The 15,475-nt window shown below is 59.2% G+C and carries 11 protein-coding genes and 2 pseudogenes; 4 read left to right on the forward strand and 9 right to left on the reverse strand.

Features of this window, described 5'->3' with window-relative positions; translation table 11 throughout:
* Window positions 1-22 precede the first annotated feature (22 nt).
* From B0G75_RS35440 to B0G75_RS35475, 7 genes and pseudogenes are all read right to left on the reverse strand, one after another.
* Window positions 23-499, reverse strand: a complete 477-nt coding sequence (locus B0G75_RS35440; RefSeq protein ID WP_106285519.1) for an IclR family transcriptional regulator — start codon at window positions 497-499, stop codon at window positions 23-25.
* Window positions 500-1,025: 526 nt separating this feature from the next.
* Window positions 1,026-2,612, reverse strand: coding sequence for a transposase (locus tag B0G75_RS35445; RefSeq protein ID WP_258194193.1), 1,587 nt, complete (start codon window positions 2,610-2,612; stop codon window positions 1,026-1,028).
* 129 nt (window positions 2,613-2,741) lie between these two features.
* Window positions 2,742-4,202 (reverse strand): ATP-binding protein, encoded by a 1,461-nt coding sequence (locus B0G75_RS35450; protein ID WP_258194173.1) that lies wholly within the window; start codon window positions 4,200-4,202, stop codon window positions 2,742-2,744.
* A gap of 28 nt (window positions 4,203-4,230) precedes the next feature.
* Window positions 4,231-6,231, reverse strand: a complete 2,001-nt coding sequence (locus B0G75_RS35455; RefSeq protein ID WP_106314422.1) for an integrase — start codon at window positions 6,229-6,231, stop codon at window positions 4,231-4,233.
* On the reverse strand, window positions 6,228-6,863 hold the full coding sequence (locus B0G75_RS35460) for a hypothetical protein (RefSeq protein ID WP_106286375.1): 636 nt from the start codon (window positions 6,861-6,863) through the stop codon (window positions 6,228-6,230). Before B0G75_RS35460 ends, B0G75_RS35455 begins: the two co-directional genes overlap by 4 nt.
* A 567-nt stretch (window positions 6,864-7,430) precedes the next feature.
* Window positions 7,431-7,661 (reverse strand): annotated as a pseudogene (locus B0G75_RS41655) (DUF6429 family protein); the annotation flags it as partial.
* Between the two features lie 5 nt (window positions 7,662-7,666).
* Window positions 7,667-8,077, reverse strand: a complete 411-nt coding sequence (locus B0G75_RS35475; RefSeq protein WP_374956942.1) for a helix-turn-helix domain-containing protein — start codon at window positions 8,075-8,077, stop codon at window positions 7,667-7,669.
* 378 nt (window positions 8,078-8,455) lie between these two features.
* Between B0G75_RS35475 and B0G75_RS35480 the strand changes: the two genes are divergently transcribed.
* Entirely contained in the window at window positions 8,456-8,827 is a 372-nt protein-coding gene (locus tag B0G75_RS35480; RefSeq protein ID WP_258194175.1) for a hypothetical protein, read from the forward strand.
* A 437-nt stretch (window positions 8,828-9,264) separates the two neighbouring features.
* Here the strand turns inward: B0G75_RS35480 and B0G75_RS35485 are convergent, their stop codons facing one another.
* Window positions 9,265-10,647: a hypothetical protein gene (locus B0G75_RS35485; RefSeq protein ID WP_106286377.1), complete on the reverse strand. Its 1,383-nt coding sequence runs from the start codon at window positions 10,645-10,647 to the stop codon at window positions 9,265-9,267.
* Window positions 10,648-11,529: 882 nt separating this feature from the next.
* The gene (locus tag B0G75_RS35490) at window positions 11,530-12,150 is read right to left on the reverse strand and encodes a hypothetical protein (protein ID WP_106286378.1); all 621 of its coding nucleotides are present in this window, start codon (window positions 12,148-12,150) and stop codon (window positions 11,530-11,532) included.
* Between the two features lie 412 nt (window positions 12,151-12,562).
* On the opposite strand from B0G75_RS35490, the gene B0G75_RS35495 reads away from it, so the two are divergent.
* The 3 genes and pseudogenes from B0G75_RS35495 to B0G75_RS35505 all read left to right on the forward strand — a co-directional run bounded on the left by B0G75_RS35495 (window position 12,563) and on the right by B0G75_RS35505 (window position 14,947).
* Window positions 12,563-12,916, forward strand: a complete 354-nt coding sequence (locus B0G75_RS35495; protein WP_106286379.1) for a hypothetical protein — start codon at window positions 12,563-12,565, stop codon at window positions 12,914-12,916.
* Window positions 12,917-13,365: 449 nt separating this feature from the next.
* Window positions 13,366-13,626: a hypothetical protein gene (locus tag B0G75_RS35500; RefSeq protein WP_146142579.1), complete on the forward strand. Its 261-nt coding sequence runs from the start codon at window positions 13,366-13,368 to the stop codon at window positions 13,624-13,626.
* A 301-nt stretch (window positions 13,627-13,927) separates the two neighbouring features.
* A pseudogene (locus B0G75_RS35505) lies at window positions 13,928-14,947 on the forward strand (transposase).
* The last annotated feature ends 528 nt before the right edge of the window (window positions 14,948-15,475 follow it).

Raw genomic sequence — 15,475 nt, forward strand, 5'->3', positions numbered from 1 at the left:
AAGTTTGCCACCAATTTTGACGTCAACTGATATAAGCGTCGAGTTGCTTCTGATCCATGTTGGCGAGGAACACGCGGCCGCTGGACGTGCAGTGTAAAGGCGTACGATGCCCTTTCTGGAAATTGAGTGTCAGAGGCGAGTTGCCGATTGCGCTATCGACGTAGACCACCTCCGAGCCGCGCATGACGCCAAGACTCACGGTCTCCGAAGTCCGCCTTGAAAGCTCCATGAGAAGTGCGTGGACGGGGCCGTGCGAAAACGCAGTGGTGAGTACGTTGGTCGCGAGTTCCAGCAATCGCGGACCAACCTGATAGCGCCCGCGTTCGATGCCGTGCTCGAGAAAGCCGAGTTCCTCAAGATTGCTCACGAGACGGTGAGCCGTCGTCTTCGGGATGCCGAGTGCAGTGATGATATCCACGGTCGACACACGTCCCAGTTGAGCCGTCATCTCGATGATGTGGAAAGCTCTCTCGGTAGGGGAGACCTCGGGTTCTGCCATTTTCGGAACGGGGATTTCAACCTTGCGCATGGCTGCCTTACGCCGTTTGCCAGACGTCGACGCCTGGTACGAGACTGGCTAATGTGAGGATAGGGACGCGTAAGGATACATGAATCAACTGGGTCACGTAGAACGTATTAAATCTGTCTCTATTGCGTAATTAAAAGTGTCACTTTGCGTTGGCGACGCTTTAACGCAACTAACCGTCAGCCGGCACAGGGCGTTTCAACTGCTTCGCTATAAACCGTTTGGCAAAAGGGAGGTGCAGCCCGCCACCCCGCGGCCGGCACCGAAATGCGACTATTACCCGTTCGACCCACGCGAGGCATCACTGCGTAGTCGTAGAAGCACTCGATCCTGGAGCGCGAGGCGGTCCCGCCGTCGCATCGCCGGCACCGTTGAACGGACCGGGAGGAGCCCATAGCAGAAATGTGAACGACACCAGACGCAGCGAAATGGCGCTTCGATCACACTGCTTGGTGCGCGACAATTGGAAAGTCCGCTCGTGTTGCCTCACGGGATAATGTTACTCCCGGCTAATTGTCATCGACGAATCGTTTGTTGGTGAAGGCTGGCGCTGCGTAGCAGCGTCAGCCTTCACCACTTCAACGTCGGCGCCGCTGAGTATTCGGGTCACCAGTTCCCTCGCTCGATCTGCGCGCCACACTTTTACCCGGCGCTGCAGGGTGCGCAGCTGAGCGCCGGAATACAGGGTGGGAGCCATCGCGGTGAGGCGCTGATATAGCTGCTTTCCTGTAATGCTCGGCTCGTTTTCGAGCCATTCCAGTATCTTGGGCCAGGCATGTTCGAACGGATCTTCGCGAGTACGCCAGTCATGTGGGACGCGCGCTTTGCGGTGATGCGTCGGTCTTATCTCGCCGGCCTGCCACGCTGTGCCTAGACTCGACAGGAATTCCGAGAGCGGGACTTCGCCTGTCGTCGCCGGCGCGGGCAGACCACCGGAAGCGCTGCATTGCGCGACCCGCTGTTGTGCTTCGCGAATCCGATGCAACAAATCCAATGGATCGAGCCGACGGAACCGCGCGCGAAGGCTACGTTTAGTCGCCTCGGGAATAGATGCGGACTGCAGGACGCGCTCAAGCGGCGTCAACGGAACTTCATAGCACTTCGTTACCTTGGCGCCGTGACGAGTCTTCGATTTCAATTTGAATGACGGCTGAAAGAAGTTGATGTACAGCCGTGACACTTGATAAAGAGAGGCAAGCGCTTCAGTGGCTTCAAGACCTCGTAACTTGCCGTAGCCCACGAGACGACGCACGACGGAGCCATTCTTCTGCTCAACCCATGCCTGATCGTTCTTTTTATAAGCACGAGAACGGGTCAGCTCGATCCCGGTTGCTTTGCAGAAGTCAAAGACAGAAGCGTTCATGAAGGCGCTATCGTTATCACAATCCAGGCCGCGTAGCGGAAACGGCAAGGCACCGCGAACCTGTTCGACGTGCTCAAGAACGAACGACGCGCTGCGAAACGGCATAGCGAGACACTCCGTCCAACCTGTGGCGATATCTGTCATCACGAAACTGTGTACAAACTCACCGTCAATCTTGGTGCCTCCGCAATGCTCAACGAAATCGACCTCCAGAAAACCGGGCAGCGGGTTATTCCAATCGGTGAAGGTTCGAATGGGCACTGCGCGGCGAATCGCATTGCCAATTCCACCAGCTCGGCGGCGCTGGCCGCTGAAAGCTTGCTCGCGCACATCTCGCAGAAGCCGATCAATGGTAGCGGCGCTGATCTGCTTGAGCCGCTGGCGCAAGTCCTTCGATAGCGATAGATGCCCATGCCGTGTCATCGAGTCGATCAACGTAGGGATGAGCGCTTTCAGCCGCTTGCCGCAGATCCGATCGGCGGCCTCCCATAGCAGGATCAGTGCGGCATGAACGTCATCGTCATAGCGTCGCTGTGGGCCGGGCTTCGTCTTCGCCGGCTGCTGCTCCCGGCAAAGCACTCGGATTGCGTGCTTACGATGATAGCCCGTCAATTCAACGAACTCGTCCAGGATCTGCCGCTTGTCGTTCCGTTCAGAACGGCGGTACCGTTCGCCGACTGCCTCGATCAATTCCCGCCTTGTTGTCATTCTGAGCCTCGTCATAAGTCGCTCCCGCCAGCCGTCTGACAGGTAGCAAAATACTTGAGGCAACGAGCCTAGCTCGGTAACAAAAAACCTGAGTCAATGCGCCGGCCATCATAGTTGTCGCGCAATCGGACGTTGTAGTTGACGTTATCCACTGCTGTTGATCATGAACGGACTTTGCCGACTGCATTGCGGACAGCGAGTGCGAAGTCTTTCCTGATGGGCTGCACACCAATCTTCCTCCGCAAGTTGATGCAGCACACTATGGTAGCCGTGAGCCGCACACTGTCGGCAATACCTGAAAGCCGCGTGGTACCGGTCGCCCGGCGTCCTGTCGAGCAACGATGTGCGCAACACGGGCTCGGGCAGACGCAGCAGCCGGCGAAGTTGAGTGAGAGCGAGCGCGCTTCGCAGCGGGACCACCCCTGCGAGTGGATCAGCGTCGGGGCACATCAGGCGCATCAGTACATCGCCTGGCAGGGCATTGGCGCACGCAAATTTCCACAGAATCGAAACGAGCGATTCGCCCGGCAGGAGCCAATCGATCCTGAACTCGCAGTCCGCTGGCCTTCCGGACCGCCATTCGTCAAAGGTCAGAATCGGATAGCGCAGCGTCTGATGTGCCTTACAACTACGCTGTTGCGAGCACGCGTCCGGTTGCATGGCGGGACTGGATATAGCCGCAATGATGAACAGCGTGGGTCCACAAAGCCGGCTCCGGGCAGTAACCCGGCGCATCCTTGATTTCGCTTTCCTTGAGGACAATCTCGACGGCGCGGACGAACGACTCCATCGGCAAATCGAGGTTGCCGGGAAGCTCGCCTTGTGATGTGCGGCCTCGAACGTCTGCCACAGCTGACGGGCGTCGCTCACCAGGCGATAGCCGGCGTCAAACGCCTCTGGCAAGTAAAAGCGTGTGAAGCTCCAGGGCGTGCCGTCGGGGTAGGCCGTCTGATCGTACCCATTCAGGCATGTCGCGACGTCCTGGGCATTGCGGATGCCATAGAACGCGAGTTCGTCGACCATGAGGCGCGCGACGATCTGCGTCTTGCCCGCAAGCTGCAATGCGGTCTTCTGCGCGAGTAGTTCTTCCTGCCCGACGAGAAACGTGAAGAGCTTGATCTGCTGGCGATCAAGTACGTCATGCACGTCTCGCAACCACTCGTATTCATTTTCATTGAACCTCTGGGCCTCGTCGAGGAACATGAACACAGCATTGCTTCCCGAGCGCGCGGCTGCCTCGCGAATACGCAATGACAGGCGCGAACGTTTGGCCGAACTGGTGCCGGCGTTGGGTGCGTGATCGCCCGCCGCCTCCAGCAGAGTCGCGAAGAAGGGCCCCTCTGCATGCCGCGGCTTGTGCTCGCACTGCGCATGATAAGTTGTTATCTTTGGGTACTGACGCGCGAGGAGCAGCCGCACGTATTCAATGGCCCGCGTTTTGCCAACCCGCGATGGCCCATAGATGAGCGCGCCCATGATGCGATAGCGCAGGCAGCGCGTGACGAGCTCATAGAACGCCTCGATCGCAGGGGTGGCAAGGCGATAGTTGCCGGTGACGAGTGGGTGCAGCGATGGATCGACCGGACGCGGAATCTGAAGCGACATGACACACCTCGCAGCTAGAACAGCGGAGTTAAAAGACCTGACCAGTACCGATCGAAAGCTTTCGCGGGCGAACCAGGGTGCATTGCTTAAAATCGTTGACCGTGGTCGCTTGCGTATCCATCCCTGGCGCTGTGTCCGAGATGACGGAATCTGTCCCGGGCGGGCGGGGCGGACCGACGGGAGTACGCACAGTCGGTGCCGATCTGAGCAATTGCGCCGCATGAGCGAGTTCCGTCGCAGCCTTGCGGGTCTTCTTCGCCTGTCTCATCTTCTCGTCGACGTAGGCTTCAATCGGGTTGAGGCCGAGGCTGGCGTTGCGTCGCCGACTGCCCGATTGTTTGAGAATCTGCTGACGCAGCTTGAGGTTGTGCGGCACCACACGCCACGCGCCTTGCACCTCGAGTACACCGAGCTCCATGCCGTCGGAGAGGAAAGCGCGCACGGAGCGCAGGTCGTCGGCGTTCATGTAGATCAGCAGATGCTGACCGATGAGGTGCGCACTCGTTGCAAGAACACTGTTGGTGTAGCGCACGCCATACAGGTTGATGTGCGGGCGCACGCCCTGTTGAAGGTAGGCCCGCACGCGGCACTGCCGTGCCGACTGCATCAGGCAGAGCGTCCTGCGCTGGTGTTCGGCCAGCCAGACGAGCATCATTTCGCGGCCGCGCACGAGGTACTCCATCGCTTCAAGCGGAGTCGCGTTGTTGAGTCCGCGGTGCGGTGTGCCGTTGTAGCTCGAGATGGCGTACTCAACGAGTTCCGCCAGTTCATCAAGGGAGGCGTAGAGACGCAGATCGCCTTTGGGATCCGACAGCGCCCGGCGAAGGTCGCGTATATGAGAACCCGTGTATCCCGGCAACCGTGAAGACAGCCGACTGGCAATCGTGCCGAAAAAGCGTTCAATATAGGGCCGCTCGTCCGGGCAGTGTTTCGGTCCGGCATCAGCGAGGCAGCCGACGAATTCGCACAACGCCGTCATCGTTTCGTCGGCGAGGTTGGCCTTCGCGTTGTCGAGCCTGATCCACTCCCAGGTCACGTAGCCCAGTTCAGGCATCTTCCCTGACGGAAAGCCGTCCTGCGGTCCATAGGTGAGGCCTGGTATTGTGAACGTTCGCGGGCAGTGAGGCGTCAATGCATTCTCGATAGTCTTGATGACGTCGTAGCGGCTGTATTCTGTGGCTAATGCTATGTGATACCCAATCACGGCACGCGTGCAAATGTCGATGATCACCAGCAGCCAGACTCTTTCCATCTCGAATTCATGCGCGAAACCCAGCGGATCACGTACCACCACCTTGAGGCGTACGTCCAGCCGGTGACCGTCGAACTCGACGACCTGATATGGTCGGACCGCTGCGGGTGGACCGGAGTCGTCAACACGCGGCAGGCCTTTGAGATGCGTGGCGCCGGCGGAGTGTGCAGCGGCCCCGAAGCTTCGCAGCAGCTCCGCCTTCACCCGTCGCGAAAGCGAGCGGATCGCATGGTCGGCCGTGTTCAGCGGGTAGTCGGCCGCCGTCAACCCGACTGACCGGCATTGCCGCAGGAAATTGTCGTGTAGAGACTGCAGGCCGCGCAGACGCGTGCGCAGGTGCCCGTCGGTATGGACCTGCTCGAGCCACACCTTGCGTTGCTTTACCTGAAGCAGCAGCCACCCTGTCAACGTCGGGTAGCGTTCGAGAAGCTGGGCGAGCGCGCCAGCTGCCCCGCGGCTGCCACACTCGCCGCGCACCTGCACATCACGCACTCGCGCATATTCCGCGATGCGCACGTAGTGGATGAGCGCGCGGAAGCCGAAGGGGCGGCCGTCAGGGTGAACTGTCTGGGCGCGCTCAAGCCAGCGGTACAACTGCCGCCGATTGAAGTGAGTCGAAACTTCGATGGCCCTGATCGGCTCGCCGGCGATGTAGCGCAGTATGGCTTGCCGCCGCGCCTCGAACTTGCGGCGGACCGGTTCGTCAAGCTCGGTATGGGCGACAGCGGGCCAGGCGTTGACATCAATCGTCTGCAACTCCGGCTTGCGGCGACTCATGATGACGCCTCCAACGCTACGAAGGAAGTGAGCAGTGACAGTGGTTGCGTCTGAAGTGCCGACGCGGTGACGTGACCGCTGTGCAGCAGGCCGAACAAGGCAGCGCGAACGATCACCGGGTCGCTCGTCACGAACTCGCGCTCAATATCGAGCAGTCGGCGTGGCTCCTCCACGAATTGCACGATGACCGGCGGTAACGTTGCCGGAACAACGCCCCGGTTCGCAACGAGGTATGGGAGGATGCGCTGCCAGTTGTCCGTCCACGCACGGGCCGCAGCGAGTTCAGCCGATGCGACCAGCCTGACTTCTGCGGTGCCAGCGTCAACCTTAGCGTGTGATGCGTCCAAATCGGATCCCCAAAGCAGTTCGCTTAGTACAACCAACTCCTCGCGATCAACGTAGCGCACCCAGAAATCAGCGAGATGACGGTCTTCGTTGATCAGCACGTAGCCAGGTCGCTCGCAGAAGGTGATCACCTTCGGGTTTGCCTCGAACAATAACCATTGTTCAAGCAACGCACGACGGTAGAACATGACCCGGCGCGCGAGCTTGGGGCTGAATGCTTCGAATCGGTGTGCGCCGCGTGGACGACCAAGCGCGACCGGCCCGGTCGCGTGAAGGGTATCCGCCATGAGATCGGCCTCCTACCGACGGGATCTGAAGTGTAGGAGGCGAGTTGGCAAATTTAATACGGACATACGTGAGTTGACACTTTCATGCCGATTCAAAGGGCAATAAAAGTGTCAACATGCGCGCGTTCTTGCCCCCGGTTGCTGGGGAGGGCCGGTGACAGATTTATTACGTCCTACGACTGCCTGCAATACCGGAAGACCGTGTGATACCGCTCATGCACAGTCGAATCGATCAACGATGCATCCAATACCTTTCTGGGTAGCCTCGCCAGGTGGCGCAGGAGCGCAATATCGATAGCGTCCGGCCGTGGTGCGACGCCGTCACGCGGATCAACATCGGGGCTCATCATACGGAGGAGCACATCCCCAGGCAGCGCGTTGGCGCATGCGAACTTCCACAGAATCGAAACGAGGGACTCACCCGGCATCAACCATGCGATGTTGAAGTCACTGCCCAGCGCGAGCCGCGCGGTTTCTACGAGCGGCTGTACATCTACGTGCACAGCGATCGTGCGCGCAAGCGTCGCTACTGTGATTACTTAGAAGTGCGTAACATCGGCCGTTCGTGCGGTCCGGGATAACGAAATGCTGCCTGAATAGGCGCTCGGACTCACATAACCCTTCCTCGGTAAAGACCACCGACTTCGTCTTGTTGACCGGGTCGCAGATGAGGCCCTTTTCGTAAAGGCGATTCAGCACCTCCCAGTCGAAGCCCTTCCAGGCGCGGTACTGATCGTGCAGCGTCAAGTAGAGAAGTGCCAAGGCGACTTCGTCGATTGCGTCGGTATCGATATTCATGACATTCATCCTGCGGCCTTCTGAACCCGCACACAAAACCGCTCGAGACTAGCCAGGATCCCGTCGGCACGCGCTCTGATGAAGGGTTGGGGTTTGGCGTTGTAGACGTCAAGGTATTGCCGGATTGCATCTTCGAGCCGGCGCGTCGAACCAGGCGTGCCGCGACGAAGACACCTTTCGGTAAGCGTAGCGAACCACCGTTCGACCTGGTTGAGCCACCGCAATAGCCGCGCCGACATGCATGTTTCCATTGTCCTGGGTGCACCGGGGTGTGGCGCGTGAAACAGTCCGTCCACACGGTCAGCGACAATTCGCGCGCGACGTTTAGAGACAGTATGCAGGGTAAGTTGCAGTTTCGCCGCGACCGTCTTGTTTTCCATCCCTTCAGCACAGGCCAGCACGATACGCGCTCGCAACGTCAGCGCCTTCCCGTTTGGGCCGTCCGCTTCCGCTCATCACCCGTCCTCGTGTCCGTGCCACACATAGCACTTTATTGCGCGGCGAAAATAATTCAATGAATTTGTAACTCACCACATTACGCCAGCGTCGTCCCCCGGATAAGGTCTGCTCGGGTAGCACGGACTATCGCGGAGAGAAGACGGAAGGCGAGAGACTCGCGACGCCAGAATCGCCGATCGCGGAGAAGACCTCGTTAGAATAGTCGCACTGTCACACATACATTTTCAGACGACATGAGTTCAAGGCGAGGCGGGCCAGGTGTTCCGCGACCACGAAAACATCTCACGAAAGCGATGTTATTGCCGATGGACCAGGCGTCGGTTCGGGAGCAATCGTTGACCTCCCATCTTGCGCTTGTTGCCTGCCGCGACGGTCATGGCAACGGACACCTGTTTAATGAACTGATGCGAACCGTGTACCTCGCATGGTTTCTCCAGGAGGACGGTTACGGAAACGAACCGGTCCGACGCTTCAAGACTGCGGAACATGCCGTGGAGGCCGCCCTGGAACTGGCCCATGCAGCAAACGAGTGGGTGCTCGCTAAAGACGCCGTTCCCATTTTTGAGAGCCTGCTGGCTTTGCGCGATGCGCAACTCGCCACCGCACCCCTCCACAAAATAATCAGCGCAGAACGCCGCCTCCGGCAATTCCTCGCCGGCACTGCCAGCTCGCCTGTTCCAGACGCAGATCCGGAGCAATTTTCATAGCAACCTTTGTCGGGACAGTGCGAAAAGACTGTAGGTGTAAAGTAAGGATACCTGATCGTTGATGGCCGTCTTCATCTCGGAGTGCGGTGAGCATGTTTTCTAACCTTGTCGCGGTCGATGAGGCGCTCGATGCACACTTGCCGCGTAAGCGCAGGTGCTCCGGACGCGTTCCGCGCTCAAAACAGCGCCCGACCATACGTTCGAGGAGCAGGGCACAAAGCTCGACCTGGCACGCGGACGGATCCGGCAGATCGAAAGCAGGTGGTCTGAAAACGGATGCTCCCGGGTCGGGTCGACAAGCTCAGGCAATTTCTCGACCATTGAGCTACGGTCCACCGTCGTTCAGGAACAGGGCGATTCCTCGCGCACCGGGGCCAGGCTATCCCGATGCGCTTCACGCGTCATTGCAGAATCTGTCGTAGCACGCTACCGCCGACTCACAGGAGCACTGCCTGCTGCAAAAGCTGCAGCGCCTTCAGTTCGTCCAGTCGACCCGTGCGCGCCTTACCTGCCAGCGTCTTGATCAATGCTTCCGCGATCGGCGCGATACCCTGAAGATTCTCAAGGCTGGTCACGGAAGCAGGGAGCGGGATGGGGGATTGCTGCGGGGTTTCAGCGGCTGGAAGCGACTCAAGGCTTGCCAGTGTAGCTGCCGGCGCGTCGCCATTACCTTCTTCTGCTGGGCGCCCCACAAGCACCCCCGGAGCGTCGCTGTCATGATCCTGCTGGCTGACCGCTACCGGTTGTTTCTCTGCTGTGATCCCGGGCGAAACAGGTGAGGCGCTTTCCGGCCCGATCCGGACGCCCGCTCGTGCGCGCCCCGTGCGCGCCTTCGCATCGGCATGCTTCGCTGGCACGCCATCCGTCGTCGCGGCCGCGTGCGGCTCGTTCTGTTCAACGGAGGCACGGCCGCGCGAAGCGGGCGTGAGCAAACGCGACACCGACTCCGGAATTTCGGCTTCGGAGCGCGGCGTGTCCAGCCAGCCAGCGGGCAAACAAAGTCGCTCCGTGAAACGGTTTGCTTCGACACTGTCCAGTCGTTTCTTGCCATATAGCCGATGGGCCATGTTGGATCCGCTCATCGCCATGACTACACCCAGTCTTGCTTTCGATCCGATGCGACCCGTAAGAACATGGAGGTTGGTGCGTCGAATGTTTTCCAGCTCTTCGCTGTCGTCTAGTGCCAGGGGTCGCTGTTGGGTTGTTGCAGCCGATATCCGCTGTTTCGAGGGCAAGCTTTTTTTTGGTGCATGAGGGGCAGACGGTTCGGCCATCCGGCTTCGACTGTCCCTGACGGCCTTGGGCGACCCGCCCGTTGCTTTCTTCGGCATTTGCGCTTCCTCGGACAAACTGGTTTCAGGATCGGATTGCTGGTCGCCGCTCAGGGCGAAATCCGGTTCAGGTGTTTCCGACACTGCTTCCGGTTCGTCGTCGGTTTGAATGAAGTCGAGCGGTGATTTCAGGCGGGCGATGGTTTCGGGCGCAAGCGCTGGATTGGGCTGGTCAAAAAAGCCGTGAGGCAACCCAAGCGTGGTTTCCATGTGAAAGGCGGTCTCGGGCGTGAATCTCTCGCCCTTCGTGAGTTCGGCCACCCGCGCCATGTTCGATCCCAGTCCCAGGGCGATATTCTCTGCGCCCACCGTATCGACCAGAAACTGGAACGACCGTGTCTTGAAAATGGAGGCCGTCTGGGCAGGGTCCCGGGCAGGTGCATTGACGTATGGTTGTCTCGGCCGGGTGGACGGAGATTTTTTTGGGTGACGAGGCTGGCGCTGGCCGCTGTCCCGGGATCCCGCATATCGTCCGCGGGGTTGACTCATAAAGTAGGGCTCCTGCGATGATTGGCGTGCTGACTTTTGAATTATAAATGAGGCGATGCTGGCATTTGGCGCGTCAACGACGGTCTGCCGCGAAAATATACGCGGGAGCCGGGCCACAACACGACACTGCGCCCACGTCCCGATCTTCCAGTCTCAGTCTGATTGCGCCCGACCTGTGAGGCATCGCATCGTCTGCCTTCCGCCGGTCACCGGAAACCGTCGCATATCAGGGAGGCGATGGAAGATTGATTCGTCGGCTCTCTCACATTCAGCGCAAAGGCTCCCACCGACGGTTGATCCGTCCGCGGTCAGGGGATGGGTCAGTTGCACAGCAAGCCGCGCAAAAGCCCAGCTGGTTCTTCAGGCTCGAATGGTTCGAATTGCCAGGCATATTTGCGCTCATACCGTCGGTGACGCATTTGCCCGCCGCCATCCGACGCGCCAGGGAAGCTCACACGCGCCTCGCTGAATCGTATCGCTGGTATCGATCGGGAAAGCCTGCTCGCCGATTGACGCCGAGATCCCGTCCCCTTTCATTTCGCGCAGACCTGCGTTCAAACCATGCGCGCCCTCGCATCAGGAGGAGACTCTTCTCCGTAATGTCGGCGTATCCATTGACGGGAAAGTCTGTGGAGTGCCGGATGTCGCCAATCCCTGACGCAAGTCCCAAGGGAGAGGCCGCCGATAGTGACAGTGCCTGTGTCATCACGAAGGCGCCCGGCGGAGCGTGAGGTTCTGACTAGGTATGGATCTGAACGCTTCAGTCCGGGCGCCGGCAGACGCGGCACCAGTTTGCCTGCGGGCGCATAGGTGCGGCCATCTCAAAGCGGTTTCACCTCTTAACCTCGTCCTCCGGCTCGTCTCGCAGGCGGTGGGACTGCTTCACCGCAGCGCTGCCAGACGGCGTTGGCAACGCATGTCATCTCCACCGCGTCGATAACTTTGTATAGCCTTCGTGCGGTCCGGCATACCGCTCCGGTCTTCTGCACCCCACGCGCCCTCCCAGAACAGCCCGAGATTGTGAGCTGAGGCCTTGTGCCCCAGTTTGATGGCCTGCTCGTAAAGCGAGAGCGCGTGGCTCACGTCGGCCTGCATGCCCCGCCCGAGTCGGGCGCTATCGGCCAGCGCGGCGGCAGCCATGCCGCGAAGATGACCGTCCGCGGTCTCATCCTTCATCACATCTTCGAAAATCACATTACCCTTCTCAAGGTCCGCCTCGCCTCCCGTTGGTGTGACGAGAGAAATGGCCATTGCCATTCGCCAGGCCGGATGCCGGTTTGTGCCGATGCGCTCCAGTAGCCGGCGGCCCAGGTCCGGCGCGCGACTGAGCGTGCTGGTGAGAAGCGCATTTGCGATGGCGGCGATCGACTCGGCTGACAGGAAGCCAGTCTTGTTTGCTGCAATGACGTGACGGGAAAACTTTTCGACGTCGAGGGTGGGGTCGGCGCGGCGCAACTGATGCCATTCGCGCTCGATTGTTCCTACCCAACTTTGCATTTGCATGGTGAGCGATCCTTTGGTGAAGAATGCACCTGATTCTAGCTCACCTTTTGTGGATTGCAACTTTCAGAGTTCGAGCATCCCGTGGCATGTGTTCACCGGATGGAGGGCTGCCACCGTCGCCACGTCCTGGCGAGATGATGATTTTGAATAAAGCTTCGATCTTTTTGCTGTGATCCAGCGCGGTGCTTAGTCGTGCACAGGGTCACGAAGCGTTTGCAGGCATTGACGCCTCCTGCAACATCAAGGCGGTGGCGCAGACTGTAGTGGATGATCAGGCATAGATAGCGGCGCTATTCATATCGCGACTTGTGGCAAGATCCGAACCGGATGGCAGATACGGCTTCGCGAGGCCATAGGCAGAAATGTTCGCCGGCCTGTTTCGCACGACGTTGGAGAAGGAGAGTGTTACACGATGGCTGATGCATTTGAACTCGTTGCCCTGGCGCTGCCCGGCGACGTCGCCCCCGAGTCACTGCCCGCCACCGTCCGCCAGTTCGTCGCGGATTGCTGGCCCGGTATGCGCCGCAGCCAGTTAATCGCCCGCGCGCGACGCCTTTCACTGCGGCCGTCGCTGCGCGCCTGTCGCCCGGGTGCGCCGGGAGACATCGGACACTTTGCACTTACGCTCACGGCGGGCATGCAGACCGTGTCCCTGATCGCGCATTTGCGCCGTGTCGCCCAGCGGCGCGGGTCCGCGCGCAGTCGCAAGGCGGCTAACGCTTCGCGACCGCCCGCCCGTGATCCGCGTCAGGCATCACTGTTCTGAACGGGGCGTCAAACCAGACGACCCGCATCGAACTGAGTGTCACGCAGCTGCGCGCCACCATGAGTGCGGTTGGGGCTGTGGCGCAATGACCTATCACCGAATTCTGCACCATGCCGCGGTACGTTCGGGCGTCAGCCGACGACGAGGCACGTCGACGATCCAGACTGGGGACGCCGTCCGCAACCCGTCAAAAGGCAATTGTTTGCCGGAGTTCGCCGTTCGTTGAGAGGATCGCCTTGGCTCCATACTGCCCCATGAGGATGCCCCCGTTGCAAGCTTCGTCCTGTCTTCACGAATAGAGGCTGTTTTGCCCGTCAGATTGCGTAACGGCGGGTTTCAGAATAGGCGTATTCTTTCACGCGTCACGAAAGAACAGGCGTGATCGGGGTAGTGAGGAGAAGAGTGCGGCCCCGCGGCTTCGATATGGCCGCGGGGAATGCGCCGACTGTTTGCTCAGCCACGAAACTCGACAACCGGCGGTGCGTGCTGGCGCGCTTCATTGCGAACCGGAAACCGGTATTGCCGTCTTCTCGCGACCCATCGAGGGGTTCCTCGACAAGAGCAAACGGTTGGCCGGCGGCGTCGAACGAAAGTTCTCCATTTCCTGGCGAAGCGGTGACACATTTCCGACGGGCTACCCTAAAGCGGCCGCAATGCTCCGGAACCTGACGGACGCGCTACGCGCGCAACTCGGCCATAGCCGCCGCTGACGCGACCGTCGGTCAACGGCGGCTATGGTCGGCTTTGCTGACGTCGGACGCGCGACTAGTTCGAACGGCAGTTTTGCTCCCGTTTGGAGGACAACAAGCGATCAATCCAGTCATACGAGTTTGCGCTGGTGCGACGGCCGTTACAGGGCGTTACCGCTATCAACACCCACCCAACCGTAAGCGCTTTGGTATACGTAAGAAATTACTAGGACTTACGCGAAAAGCCACGCCTGAGCGCGGAAACGAATTATTACGAAGCCACGTAAACCATCGCGAAGCCAAAGTTCGTAATGTCGAGGGCATGCCGAAACGCCCGACCCGCCTAGATTACTGCCAGTACCTGCTGGTGAGTCCGATGAACCACGCGCTGACGAACTTCGCCGACCATGTTGAAGAGATGAGCCAAGATGCCATCAACCGGTTTTTGCGTAACGAGAAGATGACGCCGCGTCTCGTATGGGACAACGTGCGTGAACAGATCGCGGCTCACAAGGAAGGTTGCATCGCGTTCGACGACACGATCATCAATAAGGATTTCTCCCACAAAATCGAGTTGGTCCGACGTTAATACAGCGGCAATGCTCACGGTCTGATCAAGGGCATCGGCATGGTGAACTGCGTGTACGTGAATCCGTTGACGCAGGAGCATTGGATCATCGACTATCGCCTCTACGATCCGGACGGCGACGGCAAAACCAAGCTGGATCACGTGCGCGACATGCTGATTAACCTGGTTCATCATACACGCCTGCCGTTCCGGCGTATTCTGATGGATACCTGGTATGCCACGCGCGATCTGATGCTGTTCATCGAGTCGCTGGAGAAGATCTACTATTGCCCGCTGCGCGCCAATCGGCAGGTGGACGACTTCGGTGCGAAATCGCCGTACCGGCGCGTTGATTCACTGGAGTGGGATGCGGACTCTCTCGCGCACGGCAAAACCATCATGATCAAAGGCTTTCCCAAACATCACAAAGTGAAGCTGTTCCGGGTTGAGGTGTCGACACACCGCACGGACTGGGTCGTCACCAACGGCCTCACTCAGGATTCTTCTCAGGCCACACAAGACGCGTGCGGCCTACGCTGGAAGATCGAGCAGTTTCATCGCGAGGCCTAACAACTGACCGGGATCGAGCGCTGCCAATGCCTCAAAGCGCGTATCCAGCGCAATCACATTGCCTGCGTCGTACTGGTGTGGATTCGTCTCGCTGAGATTGCCAGGCAAACCTGCCGCACCCTCTATCAGGTCAAACACCAGATGCTCGACGAATTCCACCGTCAGCAGCTCAAAAATCCGACCGTTCGAATTCAATTTGCGTAAGTCCTAATTACTCTCCATCAATTACGCTAACAGGATATCTGGCGTCACCCGCTCACATACCCGGCAGCCGCCACCGATAGGACTGGGCGGTACAGTTCCGATCAGCAGAACTCGAACAGGTTTGCGCGGACGTACGTGTCGCGAAGGCCGGCACGCAGACATATCTCTTGCCGTTTTATCTCTGGACGGCGCCGTTGAAGAAAGCGGTTGTACCTGAAAGGCGCGCAGCCGAGTAAATCGCCAATGCTAGCCATGCACAGCATGAAATGTCCCTTTTGGCCGCTCGCGCCGCGCGACTGACATACGATCCGGTTGAAGAATGTGCGGCAGCACACGAATCTCATGGAATTCGTCGAGACTAAAAATAGGGCTTTTCTTGGTTTTGAGTCGAGCACCGCCTATAAATAGTATATTTGCCGGTCGCCCGCCAGGCGGCTTGAGGGAGGGAAAAGAAGGAATCAACCGCGAATAAGAAAAGACGCGGCATTTGTTTTTTCCGGTTCGGAAGCCGTTTCTGCGCTGTGTTCG

The sequence above is a fragment of the Paraburkholderia sp. BL18I3N2 genome, from assembly GCF_003001875.1.
Classification (GTDB): Bacteria; Pseudomonadota; Gammaproteobacteria; order Burkholderiales; family Burkholderiaceae; genus Paraburkholderia; species Paraburkholderia phytofirmans.

Bases quoted from the DNA above. Each gene is read 5' to 3' on its own strand.
- B0G75_RS35490 (WP_106286378.1), bottom strand. From the start codon at position 12,150: ATGCAAATGCAAAGTTGGGTAGGAACAATCGAGCGCGAATGGCATCAG.
- B0G75_RS35450 (WP_258194173.1), bottom strand. From the start codon at position 4,202: ATGTCGCTTCAGATTCCGCGTCCGGTCGATCCATCGCTGCACCCACTC.
- B0G75_RS35440 (WP_106285519.1), bottom strand. From the start codon at position 499: ATGGCAGAACCCGAGGTCTCCCCTACCGAGAGAGCTTTCCACATCATC.
- B0G75_RS35495 (WP_106286379.1), top strand. From the start codon at position 12,563: ATGGCTGATGCATTTGAACTCGTTGCCCTGGCGCTGCCCGGCGACGTC.
- B0G75_RS35445 (WP_258194193.1), bottom strand. From the start codon at position 2,612: ATGACGAGGCTCAGAATGACAACAAGGCGGGAATTGATCGAGGCAGTC.
- B0G75_RS35460 (WP_106286375.1), bottom strand. From the start codon at position 6,863: ATGGCGGATACCCTTCACGCGACCGGGCCGGTCGCGCTTGGTCGTCCA.
- B0G75_RS35455 (WP_106314422.1), bottom strand. From the start codon at position 6,231: ATGAGTCGCCGCAAGCCGGAGTTGCAGACGATTGATGTCAACGCCTGG.
- B0G75_RS35485 (WP_106286377.1), bottom strand. From the start codon at position 10,647: ATGAGTCAACCCCGCGGACGATATGCGGGATCCCGGGACAGCGGCCAG.